13 protein-coding genes are annotated in these 15,872 nt (G+C 58.8%); 5 read left to right on the top strand and 8 right to left on the bottom strand.

Translation table 11 applies throughout. From position 1 onward, the window contains the following. Positions 1–414: 414 nt before the first annotated feature. Together AB4Z24_RS07360 and AB4Z24_RS07355 are read right to left on the bottom strand one after the other, a co-directional pair. A complete protein-coding gene (locus tag AB4Z24_RS07360) occupies positions 415–663 on the bottom strand; it encodes a helix-turn-helix transcriptional regulator (protein ID WP_441707047.1) in 249 nt (82 codons plus the stop codon). 683 nt (positions 664–1,346) lie between these two features. After that, the gene (locus AB4Z24_RS07355) at positions 1,347–2,630 is read right to left on the bottom strand and encodes a tyrosine-type recombinase/integrase (protein WP_441707045.1); all 1,284 of its coding nucleotides are present in this window, start codon (positions 2,628–2,630) and stop codon (positions 1,347–1,349) included. Positions 2,631–3,565: 935 nt separating this feature from the next. On the opposite strand from AB4Z24_RS07355, the gene AB4Z24_RS07350 reads away from it, so the two are divergent. The 3 genes from AB4Z24_RS07350 (at position 3,566) to AB4Z24_RS07340 (ending at position 7,254) form a co-directional block, all read left to right on the top strand. Next, a complete protein-coding gene (locus AB4Z24_RS07350; protein WP_441707043.1) occupies positions 3,566–4,180 on the top strand; it encodes a hypothetical protein in 615 nt (204 codons plus the stop codon). A gap of 281 nt (positions 4,181–4,461) precedes the next feature. After that, entirely contained in the window at positions 4,462–5,466 is a 1,005-nt protein-coding gene (locus AB4Z24_RS07345) for a YXWGXW repeat-containing protein (RefSeq protein ID WP_441707041.1), read from the top strand. A 282-nt stretch (positions 5,467–5,748) separates the two neighbouring features. Next, positions 5,749–7,254 carry an undecaprenyl-phosphate glucose phosphotransferase gene (locus AB4Z24_RS07340; RefSeq protein ID WP_441707039.1) on the top strand — a complete coding sequence of 502 codons (1,506 nt, stop codon included), beginning with the start codon at positions 5,749–5,751 and terminating at the stop codon, positions 7,252–7,254. 37 nt (positions 7,255–7,291) lie between these two features. On the opposite strand, the gene AB4Z24_RS07335 is transcribed toward AB4Z24_RS07340, so the two are convergent. The 4 genes from AB4Z24_RS07335 to AB4Z24_RS07320 all read right to left on the bottom strand — a co-directional run bounded on the left by AB4Z24_RS07335 (position 7,292) and on the right by AB4Z24_RS07320 (position 10,698). Continuing rightward, complete coding sequence (locus AB4Z24_RS07335) at positions 7,292–8,437, bottom strand: alpha-hydroxy acid oxidase (RefSeq protein WP_441707037.1); 1,146 nt, start codon at positions 8,435–8,437, stop codon at positions 7,292–7,294. Positions 8,438–8,483: 46 nt separating this feature from the next. Next, the gene (locus AB4Z24_RS07330; protein WP_441707036.1) at positions 8,484–8,864 is read right to left on the bottom strand and encodes a cyclophilin-like fold protein; all 381 of its coding nucleotides are present in this window, start codon (positions 8,862–8,864) and stop codon (positions 8,484–8,486) included. A gap of 228 nt (positions 8,865–9,092) precedes the next feature. Continuing rightward, positions 9,093–10,334: a beta-ketoacyl-[acyl-carrier-protein] synthase family protein gene (locus AB4Z24_RS07325; protein ID WP_441707034.1), complete on the bottom strand. Its 1,242-nt coding sequence runs from the start codon at positions 10,332–10,334 to the stop codon at positions 9,093–9,095. A gap of 94 nt (positions 10,335–10,428) precedes the next feature. Beyond that, positions 10,429–10,698 (bottom strand): acyl carrier protein, encoded by a 270-nt coding sequence (locus AB4Z24_RS07320; RefSeq protein WP_045836129.1) that lies wholly within the window; start codon positions 10,696–10,698, stop codon positions 10,429–10,431. A gap of 396 nt (positions 10,699–11,094) precedes the next feature. Here AB4Z24_RS07320 and AB4Z24_RS07315 point away from each other — a divergent pair, with 396 nt between their 5' ends. Beyond that, complete coding sequence (locus AB4Z24_RS07315) at positions 11,095–12,732, top strand: long-chain-fatty-acid--CoA ligase (RefSeq protein ID WP_441707031.1); 1,638 nt, start codon at positions 11,095–11,097, stop codon at positions 12,730–12,732. Then, positions 12,729–13,163 (top strand): MerR family transcriptional regulator, encoded by a 435-nt coding sequence (locus AB4Z24_RS07310; RefSeq protein WP_441707029.1) that lies wholly within the window; start codon positions 12,729–12,731, stop codon positions 13,161–13,163. The genes AB4Z24_RS07315 and AB4Z24_RS07310 overlap by 4 nt, the downstream gene beginning before the upstream one ends. 6 nt (positions 13,164–13,169) lie before the next feature. Here AB4Z24_RS07310 and AB4Z24_RS07305 read toward each other — a convergent pair whose 3' ends face one another. Both AB4Z24_RS07305 and AB4Z24_RS07300 read right to left on the bottom strand, forming a co-directional pair. Then, the gene (locus AB4Z24_RS07305; RefSeq protein ID WP_441707027.1) at positions 13,170–14,483 is read right to left on the bottom strand and encodes a class I SAM-dependent methyltransferase; all 1,314 of its coding nucleotides are present in this window, start codon (positions 14,481–14,483) and stop codon (positions 13,170–13,172) included. 70 nt (positions 14,484–14,553) lie between these two features. Beyond that, entirely contained in the window at positions 14,554–15,858 is a 1,305-nt protein-coding gene (locus tag AB4Z24_RS07300; RefSeq protein WP_441707026.1) for an acetyl-CoA C-acetyltransferase, read from the bottom strand. Between the last annotated feature and the right edge of the window lie 14 nt (positions 15,859–15,872).

Here is a 15,872-nt window from a genome sequence, read left to right as displayed (position 1 = left end):
ATAGGTGGCAAGTAGAAGCCCGTTACGAAGCGTCAAAAGGCGCCTAGCGCCAGAACTCATTGATGCAAGGTCACGGGCCGACATTTCCCGTTGCCGCTCGCCACTGAGATAACTTTCGATCTCCTTGACTAGAGCCGCCTTTCGGTCCGCATCGTCTGCATTCCTATTCCGTGTTTCGCGATGTTCGACGTTCGCGATCGGGCGTGTTGTCGAATTCCACAATGCACAGATCTCCCCCGTTCGCCGTCAAGACAATCTTGATGGCGCTTCCGACTGCTCGTAATTGGGAGATCAAATTTGCTGTCTTGATCTTCCCGATCTTCGACAAAAATCCGCGAGGTTCTGGCGAGCCTCGCTCCACAATCTGAGCCGGTGGTCTTGCAGGACTGCCGGCTCTTTGTTTCTGAAAACTCGTTACGCTGACTTTTGCATGACGCGTGCGTCGCGCTCGGCAATGCGTTCGCGTTGCCAGCGGATGATATCGGACTCCAAAAAACCGATCCTTGAATTCGATGTGCGAATTGGCGCGGGATAGTCACCCTTAGGCCATCCGCGCTTCAACGTGCTGACAGAAATACCGAGACGCTCTGCTGCGCCAGAAATACCAAAAATGCGCCCCGCGACGATTCCAGCGACAATCGCGTTTTCGTTTGGCGATGCCATTGTATTAGACCCCGCATGATCAATATTGCGATATGTCCCTTATATGCCATTTGCCCCCCAAACTCCATCATAACCCATTGATCTGCCTGTCAAATTATTCTGGACAGGCAAGCCACTCAAGTCATTGGACGGATTCACATTTTTGTGGTCCGCTATCGCCAATTCTAATTTGCCTTCGTGGAATCGGATATTTGTTGTTGATAAACATGCAATCTGCAGCGGCCATCTATTAATGGATCACTCTCTGATCAAGACCGAATGCGCCAGACTCGCAAGGAGTGCGGAGTTTTGGGGCGCGGAACCACAGGGCGGAGCGCTCGCGGAGCTTGCGCAGTATCTGGCTACCAATGACATTGTGGGCGCCATGTGGGTCAGGGATGACCTTCTGGATGCGCGCAACCAGGCAAGGCGGAGAAGGCTAGCCCTGGCGGGAGAATTTTTAGACGGGATTATATTGGCGCCTGTGGCGCTGCTGGCGAGGATCGGAAAACCGATTCAGAAGGCATTTCCGTCGATACTCGAAATTGCCATCTGGTTGTCTCTCATCTTGATCCCTGTCTGCGCCCCTTGGCTCGCGCACTTGCTCGGACACTAAAGTCGATCACCTTGGCCAAAGCCACAATCGAGGCTGAATGTGAAAGCGGTAACACCTAACCAAGCCGAGCCTCGCCGCTAGCTCGATGTCACTCAAAAACGCGCCCCAGATGCCTCGCCCAGGCGTCGAGCGCTGCCCGCTTCTCTTTGGCGCCATCATGCCAGTCATAATGCTCCGCGGTCACGCCCTTGGCGGTGTGGTTTAACACCATCCCGACGGTGTCACGATTGATCCCCAGACGTCGCATGCCCGTGGCCGCCGAACGACGGAGATCATGAACGGTGGCAGGCGTCGTTGACTTAAGAGTATTGACGAAGAGATCGCGCTGGGCTGATGGCAGCACGACATCCGCGATGGGATGCTCTGTATCGTCAGGGCTCGGAAAGACAAACAGCGAACCGCTGTCCGAACTGGCGGCTGCTGCCTCGGTGAAGAGCTGCACGGCCAGGTGCGACAGGGGCACGTAATGCTGGCGCCGGTTTTTGGAGTGCTCGGCGGGAATGATCCAATAGGGCTCGGCAGCGGTTAGGTGGAGGTCCTGCTTTCGTACTCGCCTCACCTCTCCTGGTCGCTGTGCGGTCACCAGGACGAGCTTGAGTGCCAACTTCGTCCCAAGACGCTTCTCGCTATCGTCTAGTGCCCGCCACCATTTTGCGATCTCAGGATCGTCTAGAATGCGCTCTCGCGCCTTCGGTTTCGTATAACTACCGCCCGCACCTCTCCTGCGTCGACCGAGCATCGCCGCGGGATTCGAGGTGATCCCGTAACGCTCTGCTAGACTAGGTTGATCGAGGATCACGAAGTTGTAGAGCGCCTTCAAATGCATGACGAACCGTGATGCCATAGCCTTTGAGCCACGGTTCAGAATGGCGCGGCCCACTTCGTCGATATCTCCGGCGGTGATCAAGGCCGGGTGCTTTGCGCCCAGCGCGGGAATTGCATCCTTCCGCAGCTCGCGTTCGACCTCTTTGATCCGCGCCAAGTCTTTCCGCGCTTCGAGGTAGTCATCAAGCAGATCGCCAAAGGTGAGTGCCGCACGGTCGGTAATTTGACGTTTTGCGCGCTCATGCTCGACGACATCGCCATCCGTCTTTACGCGCTCCAAGAGATCAGCGGATTTCCGACGCGCTTCCGACAAGGTAACGCGCGGATAATCGCCAAGTCCTACGCGTCGCTTGATCTGACGCCCGTCGCGCTGGGTGCTGTAGTGGAAGCGCCATCCCCGACTACTGGTTTGGCTTAGACCCGGCTTCCTGACCACGAGGACGAGACCCGGATTCCCTTCAATCCGGTACTCAGTTGCGAGCCCCCTTCCGAGATAGGCGGCTGCTTTTACGGACTTGTCAGTGAACGGAAGCAGTTGCGTCGTCATTCGTAACCGTCGGAATATGATCTGGAATATGATCTGCTTTTCCGACCTTAGGTGACCCGCGCTGACCCGACAAGGCCCGATCAGATACATCCATAATAGCTTGTTTTATCGGGCTTTCTGATCGTTTTGTCGGATCATGCGAGGTCAACGCAGATCATGCCGGATCACAGGAAAAACCGTCTGGTTCCAGGTTCGAGTCCTGGCGGGCTCACCAGCAAGATGAATAACTTATACTAATACCAGGCACTCAGGATGCCCGATTATGATCTGGGACGGTGCGCAAAAAAGGTGCTCACCTTGATCGACGACAAAAGTGTTGCCCGAAGCTCGTCCAAGCGAGACCAAACAGGCTCGCTGCCAACCTCGTAGGCCTTCCCGTCGTCGCTTGATCGCTCAATTCGCACACCTACATGCCTAAGCGACCAAGAAAAAAATCCTCCGATTTTCGCAGAACGGGAAATGTCCTCGTGAGATTGCGTTCGCACCGGGGCCCGCTGGTCGCTTGGCTGTCGGCCTTCGCGGCCCTTACCGCCAGCAAGCCCGCGCTGTCCTACGAATTTTCCCGGAGCGCCTGGGCGCACTGCTGGTCTCGACCAGAGCCAGAGTCAATCGAGGCCGGATTTACGCGCTTGCAAAATCAAGGGCGCTTTAGCGCCCGACGTCAAAAGGCCCACGCGACGCTGGAACCGGCATTACTAGCTATTTCGGCTGACGGCTTCCGCACGCCGTTCGCAGCCGGACTGCTGCTTGGCTGGGGTGAAACGGGTGATCGACCCGATTTTTCAGTCGTCACGGGTGTTGGCTTTGGCGCGTTGATCGCGCCATTCGCATTTGTAGGCGAAACAGCGGACCAGAAATTAGCCGACGCATTCAATTGTAACGCAGGAAGTTGGACAGAAATCGCGAGCCATGCGGCAGGCCTGATCGATGAAGCTATGGTTCAAGCCATCGCGCGCAAGCACCAACAAGGTGGGCGATTGCTTGTTGCACTTCCCGGATCTGCGGCGCGGCTCGAAACAGTGTGGGATTTGGGAACTATCGCCACTAGCCGGCGAACGGATGCCGCGCAACTGATTGGAGACATCTTAGTCGCCTCCGTCAGGTTGGACGCGTTCATTGACCCGAAGCCATATCCGAAGTCCTTCGGCTTTGTCGCGAAGAGAAACTTTACGTTTCGTGATATCGGCTCAGGTGACCCATTCCTTTTCCCATCTGAAAGCCAGCGGCGCTTTTCAGCCTATTTCCTGCTCGACGGCAATACCGTGGCGACGAACGAAAGCGCGCAGTACATTGCGCGTCGCGAAGCCGATCAGTCTAACGACGAGAAGCGCCTTCGCACACCATTAGTCACGGCGTTCGATTTCAAGCAGATCACCGTCAACGCGCGTGCCATTTTCAAATTTGCTATGGCGCCATACCAACCGTCGTATGAGGATGTCCCGCTCAACACCTTCGACATTGACTACACGCGTCGCCTGTTCCGAAAATCCTATTGGACGGGCGTACGTGGCGGCGGATGGGAGGCACGCCTGCCCGGACAGAGTGAATAACTGGGCGCCAACTTGTTTGACCGTTTGTGCGAATAAAGAATCCATCGGCAGGCGCCTAGGTAGCTCTCTTCCGCATCAGACAGACGAGCCGCGAGCATTGGCTTTATGCGCGAGGGCGAACCAATTCCCCGACTGAACTTAGGCTCAGCCTGCCTGCTTTGGCGGAACGGCCTAAGCACTATGACCTAGGCCACATACTGCGGCCTCAAAGCGCAACTTTTGCCACCCCGTTCGAGCTTGATCGCCCGTGATCGGACAAATTTCGCATCAGGGGCTAAATTATGAACATCAGAAAATTCGACTGTGGCCACACCACGGTGTGCGCAGCAATGCTCGCGTTACCACTGTTGCTCTCCGGATTTCTAGCGGTTCCAGCATCGGCGGGAGTCTTCCTATCGATCAACGTCGCTCCGCCGGCGCTGCCGGTTTACGTTCAACCGATCGCTCCAGGCCCGAACTTCATCTGGGCGCCGGGCTACTGGGCCTACGATGAGGACGGCTATTATTGGGTTCCAGGAACCTGGGTCCGTGCCCCTCAGGTCGGGCTGTTGTGGACGCCGGGTTACTGGGGTTGGCAGGACGGTTTTTATATTTGGCATGCCGGCTACTGGGGGCCACATATCGGCTTCTATGGCGGCATCAACTATGGCTGCGGCTACACCGGGTCAGGATACTGGGGCGGCCACTGGGACCACGGTGCATTCTTTTACAATACGTCCGTCACGCATGTGAACACGACGATCATTCACAACACCTACAATACGGTCGTCGTAAACAACAACGTGCAGCATGTGAGCTTCAATGGCGGCAATGGCGGTATCGTCGCCAAGCCGACTCCTACGGAGATACAAGCCGGCCAGGAGCATCACTTCGCACCAACATCGCTACAGGTTCAGCACCAGCACACAGCCAGCACGAACAAGGCGCTTTTTGCCTCGGTGAACCATGGCGCTCCGAGTATAACCGCCACGTCCAAGCCGGGCGTATTTCCCGGACACGGCGGAATTGCTGGAAAAGCCGGGCAGCCGGTTATGCCCGCCGGTCAGACCAAGCTGGCGAATGTGCATCCGGGCCTGCCCAACGGCCAACATCCTCAGGTCAATGGCTCTGCCAAACTCGCGAACAGAACGGGTGCTCAGCATCCGCAATCTGAACGTCACTTCGAGCATGCTCCCGAACACCGAAATGTCCGGCCTCCGAATTTGGCGTCCGCGCACCCTCAGGGCCATCCGCATATCGAGCGTCCTCATCCGCACCAGCAGAAGCAAAAACCGGAGCATGGCTGAAGGATCGAGTGAGCGGGTCGAGAGGTTGGCCCGCTCATTTCATTAGTCCCGAGAAGGCCTATAGGCGAAGGAGGATATAATCTATCCGCGTAAAGACATGGGTGAGTGTATCTCTGACGACGACACCCGATCAGGTCCCATATTGAGCCGCGCGATAAAGTCTCATTTATCCTAAGGCCATCGATATCTCGCTTCTCGCCTATTCTTCGTTCGCATCTTCGACATTTTTACCGGAGCCTCACGAAAGCCCCCGTAAAGGAGTGCTTTTCGGGGCTCCCGCAAATGGCTGAAGAGTCAGGTTCCGCCCAATTGGTCATCGAGAACATCGGCCCCGGCGACCGCGAGCGGTTGTCGGTTTGGGCGAGGAAGCTCTTCTTCGATTGGCGCGGCAACGCTTCGCGGCCGAAGCTGCTCTTCGCTGTTGCCGCCGCTGATGTCTCGTCGATTGTCGCCGCTTGGCCGCTATCGTTTTTACTGCGGGACGCGCCGTTCGCGCCATCGTGGACGAGCTTCGCGGCAACGACGTTGCTCGCGCTGCTGACCGTTGGCGTGCTGCATCAACAATGGTCGTATTCGATCCCGTCGCTGCGCCGGTTCGTACCGCAGGTCTTCAAGGTTCTGGTATCGCTCGCGGCCGTCGCACTCGGAATTTCGGGTTTCGCATTTCTGTTCGACCAGAAGACTGTCGCTCCCCGCGAAGTCGCAGCTTGGATGGAAGTGTCGGCACTTCTTCTGTGCGTTGTCCGCTCCGTTGCGGCATGCAGTATCGATCGCCTGACGCGCGCCGGCTTACTCGTCAGGCGCACGGTGATTGTCGGCGGCGGCAAAGATGCCGACGATCTTATCCGAGCGCTCAAGTCCGATCCGACCAACCATATGCAGATCCTTGGCATCTTCGATGATCGACAGGACGAGCGGGTTTCCGGAAGCTGTGCCGACATCGCTCGGCTTGGACGATTTGAAAACCTCGCAGATTTTTGTCGCGTGGCCGGGGTTGATCTTCTGATCGTCACTGTTCCGGCGCGCGCCGAAGAACGGCTTATGCAGATCCTCCGCAAACTGTTCACGCTCCAAGTCGATATCCGCGTCTCGGCGCTGAACTCCAAGCTTCGCTTCGCCACACGCACCTTGAGCTTCATCGGCCGCGTTCCGATGCTGGCGATGATGGACAAGCCGTTAAGCGACTGGGACCGGGTGGTTAAAAACGTCGAGGACCGGGTACTTGGAACGCTGTTGCTTCTCATGGCGGCGCCCGTCATGGCACTTGTGGCTCTGGCGGTTCGCCTCGACAGCAAAGGCCCTATCTTCTTTCGTCAGAAGCGATACGGCTTCAACAACGAGCTGATCGAGGTCTTGAAGTTCCGTTCGATGTATGTCGAGCAGCAGGATGCGACGGGAAGCAAGGTGGTTACCCGCGGCGATCCTCGGGTGACCCGGGTTGGCCGCTTCATCCGGCGTACGAGCCTTGATGAACTGCCGCAACTCATCAACGTCGTAAAAGGTCAGATGTCGCTCGTCGGTCCGCGTCCCCATGCGACGGGATCCAAGGCCGAGCGGGATCTCTTTGAGGATGTCGTGGAAGGTTATTTCGCCCGCCACCGCGTGAAGCCCGGTGTCACGGGTTGGGCGCAGATCAACGGCTGGCGCGGCGAAACCGACACACGTGAGAAGCTCGTGCGCCGCGTCGAGCACGATCTGCATTATATCGACAACTGGTCGGTTCTGTTCGACCTTTACATCATCGCTTTGACGCCCCTATCGCTGGCAACGGGCAAGAACGCCTACTAGCGCGAATGAGCGAGCGCTTGCGCGAGCAGGACAAATGCTAAGTCTCCAAATTGCGTTTGGAGATGTCATCGATCGTGCGTACTCCGGCGAGCGCCATCGTCACGTCGAGCTCCTTGGCGATGATGTCGATGGCTTTGCTGACGCCCGCTTGGCCCGCGGCGCAGAGGCCGTAAAGATAGCTGCGGCCGATGAGGCAGGATCTCGCTCCGAGCGCGAGTGCGCGGAAGATATCCTGCCCACTTCGAATGCCGCCGTCGAACATGATTTCAATGTCGGATCCGACCGCGTCGGCGATGCGGGGGAGCATTGAAATCGACGATACTGCGCCGTCGAGCTGGCGGCCGCCATGGTTCGAGACGACGATGGCACTCGCGCCCGTCCGGGCAGCCAGGCGGGCATCATCGACGTCGAGTATTCCCTTGATGACGAGCTTGCCGGGCCAACGCTCGCGAACCCAGGCGACATCGTCCCACGATAGCTCCTGATCGAATTGGCTGCCGATCCAATCCCTGTAAGACTTGAGCCCCTCCGTCCCTTGAATGCGGCCGTGGACGTTGCCGAAGGTCTTCCTTTTCCCCATCAGGACGTTGGCAATCCACGCGGGCCTGGACAGCGTGCGTCCGATGGTAGCCAGCTGGATGCGCGGGGGCACCGTCAGGCCGCTGTGAATGTCACGGTGGCGTTGGCCGAGCACCTGGAGATCGACCGTCAAAACGAGCGCAGAGCAATTTGCGGCTCGGGCCCTGGCGATGAGATCCGCCACAAAGGCGCGGTCCTTCATGAAATAGAGCTGGAACCAGAAAGGCTTTGCGACCGCGGAGGCAACATCCTCGATCGAGCATATCGAGAGCGTGCTCAACGCATAGGGAATGCCAGCATTTTCTGCGGCTCGCGCGGCGGCGATTTCTCCATCGCGATAAGCCAATCCGCTCAAGCCGACGGGCGCGAGCGCGAATGGCAGCGCCGCGGATTTGCCGAGGATGCTTTGCGTGAGATCGCGATTTGCGGCGCCCGCAAGAACGCGCTGACGAATGTTTATACTGGCAAGATCGCGGAGATTGGCGTTGAGAGTCGATTCTGAATACGAGCCTGATTCATAATAGCCCATGACATCGAAGGGCACGCGACGGTGCGCCAATCGCCGGAGATCGTCGATGCAGGCAACAGTTGCGAGTGTCGTCACGCGTATCGTCCGGAAAGCTCAAGCGCCGATATGCAGCGACGCGAGCTCAAGCGTCGGCTTCGGAGACGGAGATGGCGACGCCGGGATGAACGGATTTCAGCAGGCGAACATCGTCAAGCGCCTGAGCCCAGACGTTGCAGGGACCGGCAAGACGAATTTCACCGCGTGTTTTCGATAGCGGCGTCGGGCCGAAACCTATCGAGATCGCATCGCCATCGGGCCAGAAGACGATGTCGCCCGCCTTGACCACGACGCGCGCGTCAGGCTCAGCCTCGGACGAGACCGGCGCGTCGAAATAGATTTCTTCACCCCACGTGCGGGCGGCGGACTGGATCGGCAGCGCGGCCCAAATGCGCTCGGCCGTCGGCGTATCGAGCAATCGCGCTCGAATAGAAACACCCCCGGCCTGGATTACGATCTTCCGCATACCGTATGATCCCGATCAGCTTCGCGACCGGGAGCATATAACGGTCGCAGACGCGAAGTGTCTCATTGAGGCTGCCTGCCTTCAAGGGCTTCGAGCATCTCAGCCAGAACAAAATGCCTGTAGAAGAGCGAAAGTTGCCCGGATTCGTCGGATGAGCGGCGAATTGCCATGCTGCAATTGCGAAGAGCGCCCGGTGCAAGCCCTGCGAGACGAGCGCCGGGAGCCAAATCAGGGTGCCGGTCCGAAAACCAGTGATGTGTTCAAGCCGCCGAACGCGAGCGAATTCGACATCGCGTATCTGAGCTTCATCTCGCGGCCGACGTTCGGAATGTAATCGAGATCGCAGCCCTCGCCCGGCTCATCGAGCCCGATGGTCGCGGGCGCAAAGCTTTCACGCATGGCCATGATGGTCGCGACGGCTTCGATGCCGCCGCCGGCTCCCAAAGGATGACCGTGCATCGACTTCGTCGAGGAGATCGCGAGCTTGTAGGCGTGATCTTTGAAGACGTTCTTGATCGCCTTCGTCTCGTTGATGTCGTTGTCTGCCGTCGCGGTTCCGTGGGCGTTGAGATAATCGATCTCGTCCGGCGTGATGCCAGCTTCCTCGATCGCCGTCTGCATGGCGATGCTCGGGCCTTCTACAGTCGGCTTGACCATGTCCTGGCTATCGGAGGCCATGCCGAAGCCGCGAAGCTCGGCGAGGATCGTGGCCCCGCGCGCCTGCGCGTGCTCGAGGCTCTCGAGAACGAGGATGCCGGCGCCATCGGCGAGAACCGTGCCGTTGCGCTTCTTGGCAAACGGGAAGCAGCCTTCCGGCGAGAGAACGTGCAGCGCCTGCCAGGCCTTCATCGTGCCATAGTTGATCACGGATTCCGATGCGCCTGCGATGGCGACGTCAGCCATGCCGTCACGGATGTAATCGCGCGCGATGCCGATGGCGTGCGTTGCCGTCGAGCATGCGGAGCAGGTCGCGAACGTCGGTCCCTTGACGCCGAATTCGATGCCGACGTGAGCAGCAGCAGACGAACCGATGATGCGCAGGAGCGTCAGCGGATGGGTCGCGCGCTTGTTGTGAATGAAGAGGTCGCGGTATGCGGTCTCAAATGTCGTGAGGCCACCGGCGCCCGAACCGATGATGCATGCCGACCGGTAAGGATCGGCCAGCGGCATATCGAGGCCTGCCATCTTGATCGCCTCGTCCGCGGCTGCCGCGGCGAACCAGGAATAGCGGTCCGCGAGCGTGATGATGCGGTCGCGCTTGAAATGCTTCAGACGCTGCTTCGGATCGAAATCCTTGATCTGCGCAGCGATCAGAATCTTGAGGTCGTCCAACGGAAAGCCGGCGAGCGGGGTGACACCGGATTTCCCGGCCTTCAAACTGGCCCAGAACTCAGGGACAGTCGACCCAATCGGAGTTACAACTCCGAGGCCCGTGACGACGACGCGGCGTCCCGGTTTACCATTCGACATCAATCAATCTTTCTTGTCTGGTGAACGCACAGAAGCCCCGATAGGGGGCCTCCGGCAATTCATACCCGTTACGTCAGAAGACGCCGCGAGACCGTTAAGCTTTGGCTGCGGAAGCCTGCTTCGCGGCGATCAGCGACTTCACCCGATCCACGACCGAGCCAACAGTCTTGAATGCTTCGACTTCCTCGTTGGCGTTGTATGGGATCTCGATCCCAAAGCCATCTTCGATGTCGAACACGATCATCGCAAGATCAAGGGACTCGATCTTGAGATCTGTTAGCTGGGTGTCGAGCGAGATGTCGTCGCGCGGCTCCTTCATATGCTTCTTGAGGATTTCGATAACCTTCGTCGCGACTTCGTCCATCGGCCTCTCCCACCCTCGCAATGTCTGCGATGGGCCAGTTTTGCTTGGCATCTACCTAAGCCAAGACCATTACATCAGCAAGCGGGGGGGTCACTTATCCTTAAACAACCGGCAAGTCTAGGTGCGGACCGTCGCGCTCCTTCCGGGCTCATAGGATAGGTCCGAAAAGTTATACTCGACGAGACGGGATTGAAGCGATCGGACGCTAGCTTTCCGAGCCCGAACTTGACTAATATTGCAGCAAGCTTTCAAGCGTTCGAAAGCTTCGGCGAAGTAAATATTATCCGGACATAACAAGACCCAACTACCCGGAAAATCATGAAACCCGAAGTATCTCAAGCGGTCACGCTTTCCCCCTTGTGGGTTGATCATTACCCCAAGGGGATCGATTGGCACATGCCGATTCCCACGCGGCCGGTGCCCGAGCTTCTCGAGCGGGCGGTGAACCGTTTTCCCGGCAATCCGGCGATCAGCTTCCTCGGGCAAACGACGACCTATGCGATGCTCGGGGCCGAGGTCGATCGCGTAGCGGCAGGGCTACAATCCATCGGAGTAAAGCGGGGAACTAAAGTTGGTCTACTACTTCCCAACACTCCGACATTTATTATTTATTATTTTGCAATACTTAAGGCCGGCGGGACGGTCGTAAATTTCAATCCACTTTATACTCTTGAGGAACTGAGCTTCCAGGTCAAGGATAGCGAGACGGAGATCATGGTGACGCATGATCTCACGATGCTGTTTTCGAAGACTGAGGCATTGCTGGACAGCGGCGCAATCGCGCGAGCGGTGGTCGTGCCCTTCGCCAGCGTGCTGCCGGCGGTCAAATCTGTGCTCTTTCGTCTCTTCAAAAGGAAAGATGTCGCGGACGTCCGTTCGTCCCGCGCGGCGGCTCAGATCGTAAACGGCAGCACGCTTGCAGCGACATCCTCGCGCATGAGCCGGGTCGATATCGATCCCGACGAAGACATCGCGGTGCTGCAATATACCGGCGGCACGACGGGCACGCCCAAAGGGGCAATGCTGACGCACGCCAATCTCACAGCAAACACCGCTCAGATCGCCGCGTGGGGTGTCGACCTGGAGCCCGGCAAGGAGAGCATTCTCGGCGCGCTCCCCCTCTTCCACGTCTTTGCGATGACCGTCGTTATGAACATGGGGATCGAACTCGCCGCCAAGATCATCTTGATTCCGCGCTTTCAGCTCCTTGAAGCCCTCAAGCTCTTGAACAAGGAGCGGCCGACCGTTTTGCCTGCCGTGCCAACGATTTTTACGGCAATGCTCAACTACCCGGATTTCAAATCCTATGACGTCTCGTCGCTTCGCTTTTGCCTTTCGGGCGGAGCGCCTCTTCCGCTTGAGGTGAAGCTCAAGTTCGAAGCGGTCTCCGGGGCGAAGGTCGTCGAGGGCTACGGCCTTTCCGAAACCTCCCCTGTTCTCACCTGCAATCCCGTTCAGGGCGAACCCATTGCGGGCTCGATTGGCCCACCGCTGCCCGGCACCACCATCTCGCTTCGCGATATCGATGATCCGACGAAGGAAGTGGCGCAAGGCGAGCGCGGCGAACTTTGCGCCAAGGGTCCGCAAGTCATGAAGGGCTATTGGAAGAAACCGGCCGAAACCGAGAAGCAGTTCGTCGGAGATTTTCTGCGTACTGGCGACGTCGCCATCATGGACAAGAACGGATATTTCTCGATCGTCGACCGTATCAAGGATCTCATCATCTGCTCTGGCTATAACGTCTATCCGCGGCGCATCGAGGAGGCGATCTACACGCATCCGGCCGTCGAAGAGGTGACCGTCATAGGCATTCCGGACGCCTATCGCGGCGAGGCACCCAAAGCATTCATCAAGTTGAAAAGCGGGATGTCGGCGACCGAGGCAGACATCCTGAAGCATTTGCAGCCGAAGATTTCCCGGATCGAGATGCCGGCGGCGATCGAGTTTCGCGACAGCTTGCCGAAGACGATGATCGGCAAGCTTTCCAAGAAAGAGTTGGTCGCCGAACAAGCCAAGAGCGGCCGACCAGCATGAGCGTCAAGAATACGGACTCGTTCCAAGCTTCCGCATCCCGTCAGGATGCGCCACACGAACCGGCGTACACGATTTCGGCGCTCGCCAAAGAATTCGGCATCACGACGCGGGCCATCCGTTTCTATGAGAGCCGCGGATTGATTTCGCCGGAGCGCGTCGGAACTGCGCGGCGCTATTCGAGGCGCGACAGGGCGAGGCTGATCCTCATCCTGCGTGGCCGCAACCTCGGGTTCACGGTCGAAGACGTGAGCGGTTATCTTTCCCTCTACGATTCCGATCCTGCGCAACTGACGCAGACGCGGCACCTGCTGGACAAGGTGACAGCGGCCATTGGCGATCTCGAAACGAAGCGCCACGACATCGAGCGTTCGCTTGCCGATCTCAACGAAATCCGGGCGCGCTGCGAGGAGCATCTCAAGAAAAATACTTGATCGGGCTCAGCGGTAGAGATCGGCGCGCGTTGGCGGCAGAACGGGGTTCCGTTTCGCTGATTTCGAGGCGAGCGTCTGAAAGAGACGCAGCGTCCCGCGCGAAAACGCCAAGCTGACGCCGGCGAGATAGGCGACCCAGATGCGGTATTTCTCTTCGCCCACGTAAGCGATGGCCTGCTCGCGGTTGGTGGTCAGCCGCTCGCACCAGAGCTGGCACGTTCGCGCGTAATGCAGGCGCCAGCCTTCGACGTCGTGGACCTCGAACCCTGCCCGTTCCATGGCCGCGATCGAATGCCCGATGTCGTCCAGCTCGCCGCCCGGAAAGATGTATTTCGCGATGGCCTTCTTCTCGGGGCGCATGCGCGATTTCAGCCAACCGGTTTTCGGCTTATGGGCGCGGCGCGAGATGGCGTGGTTGAGGAATAATCCTTCGTCGGCGAGCAGCGAGCGGACCTTGCTCATGTACGCCGGAATGTTCTTCAGTCCGATGTGCTCGTACATGCCGATCGAGGCGATCTTGTCGTAGGTGCCTGTCAGCTTCGAGTAGTCGTTGAGCTCGAACGTCACGCGGTCGTCGATGCCCAAGCGTTTCGCCTTAGCGCGGGCGAAGGCGAGCTGCTCTTCCGACAGCGTGACGCCGTGCGCGACGACGCCATAGTTCTTCGCCGCATGACAAAGGAGACCGCCCCATCCGGCGCCGATGTCGAGCATGCGATCGCCGGGCTTCAGCCGGAGTTTCCGGCAGATCATCTCGAGCTTGTCGTGCTGCGCCTGCTCGACGCCGTTCGACCAATCCGTGTAGTACGCGCACGAATAGACCATCTCGGGATCAAGGAAGAGCGCGTAGAAATCGTTCGACAGGTCGTAGTGGAACTGGATGAAGGCCTTGTTGTCTTCGGTCTTGCGGTTCTTACCGGTGATCTCGCCTTCGAAGCCATGCGCGTCGCGCGCGTCCGCGGTTTTCGCGAACAGAAACGGCGACAGCTTCAGAGCAATGCTCGCGAACTCCGCCGGCTTCATCTTCACGGACTTGCGGCCATCCTGCAGGCCCAATCCGAAATCGACGAGCGTTCCGCCCGAAAAGTCGATGCCCTTTTCGACGTACTGACGGATGATTGAATCAAGCGACGGATGGCGGAGGATCGCGCCAATAACGCCGGGATCGCGGATCGATATCTCGAAGTCGGATTTTGGCGCGCTGCCCAGCGGCAAGCGGGTGCCGTCCCACAACCGCACCCAGCCATCGGTGTTCAGGCGGCCTGCTAGGTCACGGACCAGCGCGCGCGCCGCATCGAGTTGCTTGTCGTCCTTCGCGGCCATGCGCATCCCTCGTTCCTTCCGCCGCAAGGTGAATAGCGCAACGGAAGGCCCGAGTCTTGTCTTCGGCGCATTACGCCGCGGCGCGCGCCTCAATCGTGTTCGGGGCTTCCATGATGGCCGTTACGCCCATGCCGCCAGCCGTGCAGACGGAGATCAAGCCGCGTCCGCCCTTCGTCGACAAAAGCTTGGCAAGGTTTGAAACGATACGTGCGCCCGTTGCGGCGAAGGGGTGGCCGAATGCCAGGGACGAGCCTTTGACGTTGAGCTTCGCGCGATCGATGGAGCCGAGCGGCGCGTTCTTACCGAGGTGCGTCTTGCAGTATTCGGCGTCTTCCCAAGCCTTGAGCGTGCACAGCACCTGCGCGGCGAAGGCCTCGTGGAGTTCGTAGAAATCGAAGTCCTGCAGAGTCAATCCGGCGCGGTCGAGCATCTTCGAGACGGCGATGGTCGGCGCCATCAGCAGCCCGTCGCCGCCGACGAAATTGTTCGCGATGTGCTGGCCATACGTCAGATACGCGAGGACGGGGAGATTGCGTTCCTTCGCCCACTGTTCGGACGCGAGCAGAACGGTCGCGGCACCATCGGTGAGCGGCGTCGAATTGCCGGCCGTCAGCGTTCCGCGCTCGGACTTTTCAAACGCGGGCTTCAGGCTTGCGAGCTTTTCGAGCGTGATGTCGGGGCGCAAGTTGTTATCGCGATAGACCCCCGCGCAAGGAACCACGAGATCGTCCATGTAGCCTTCGTCATAGGCGGCAGCGCCCTTCTTGTGGCTCTCGTAGGCGAGCTGGTCCTGATCGGCGCGCGGGATGTGCCACTCCTGTGCCATCAACTCGCAATGCTGGCCCATCGTGAGGCCGGTGCGCGGCTCGGCGACGCTCGGGGGTTGCGGCGCAAGCTCGGTGGGCGAGAGCCCCTTGAAAACCTTGATCTTGTCGAGCGTGGTCTTGCCTTGCTGAGCGCCCACGAGGCGTTTTGAAAATTTCTTCGAGAACACGATCGGCGCGTCCGACGTCGTGTCGGAGCCGACGGAGATCGCGCTTTCGATTTCGCCCGACGCGATTTTAGCAGCCGACATCAGCGCCGATTGCAGCGACGTTCCGCATGCCTGGATGAGCGTCACGCCCGGCGTCGAGGGCGCGAGCTTCGTCGACAGAACAGCTTCGCGCGCCAGGTTGAAATCCTTCGAGTGCGTGACGACCGCGCCGCCGACAACCTCGTCGATGTGCTGGCCCTTCAGTCCGAACCGATCGACGAGCCCGTTCAACGAAGCTGCCATCATGTCGAGATTGGAAAGGTCGGCATAAAACGTGTTCGAACGGCAGAACGGGATGCGGACACCGCCAATAACTGCAACGCGCCGGAGTTCTCGTGTCATCTCATTCTCCCAAA

The sequence above is a fragment of the Hyphomicrobium sp. 2TAF46 genome, assembly GCF_052114865.1.
Taxonomy (GTDB): domain Bacteria; phylum Pseudomonadota; class Alphaproteobacteria; order Rhizobiales; family Hyphomicrobiaceae; genus Hyphomicrobium_B.
The sequence above is the reverse complement of the archived record's forward strand: the minus strand, read 5'-3'. Positions and strand labels throughout refer to the sequence as shown.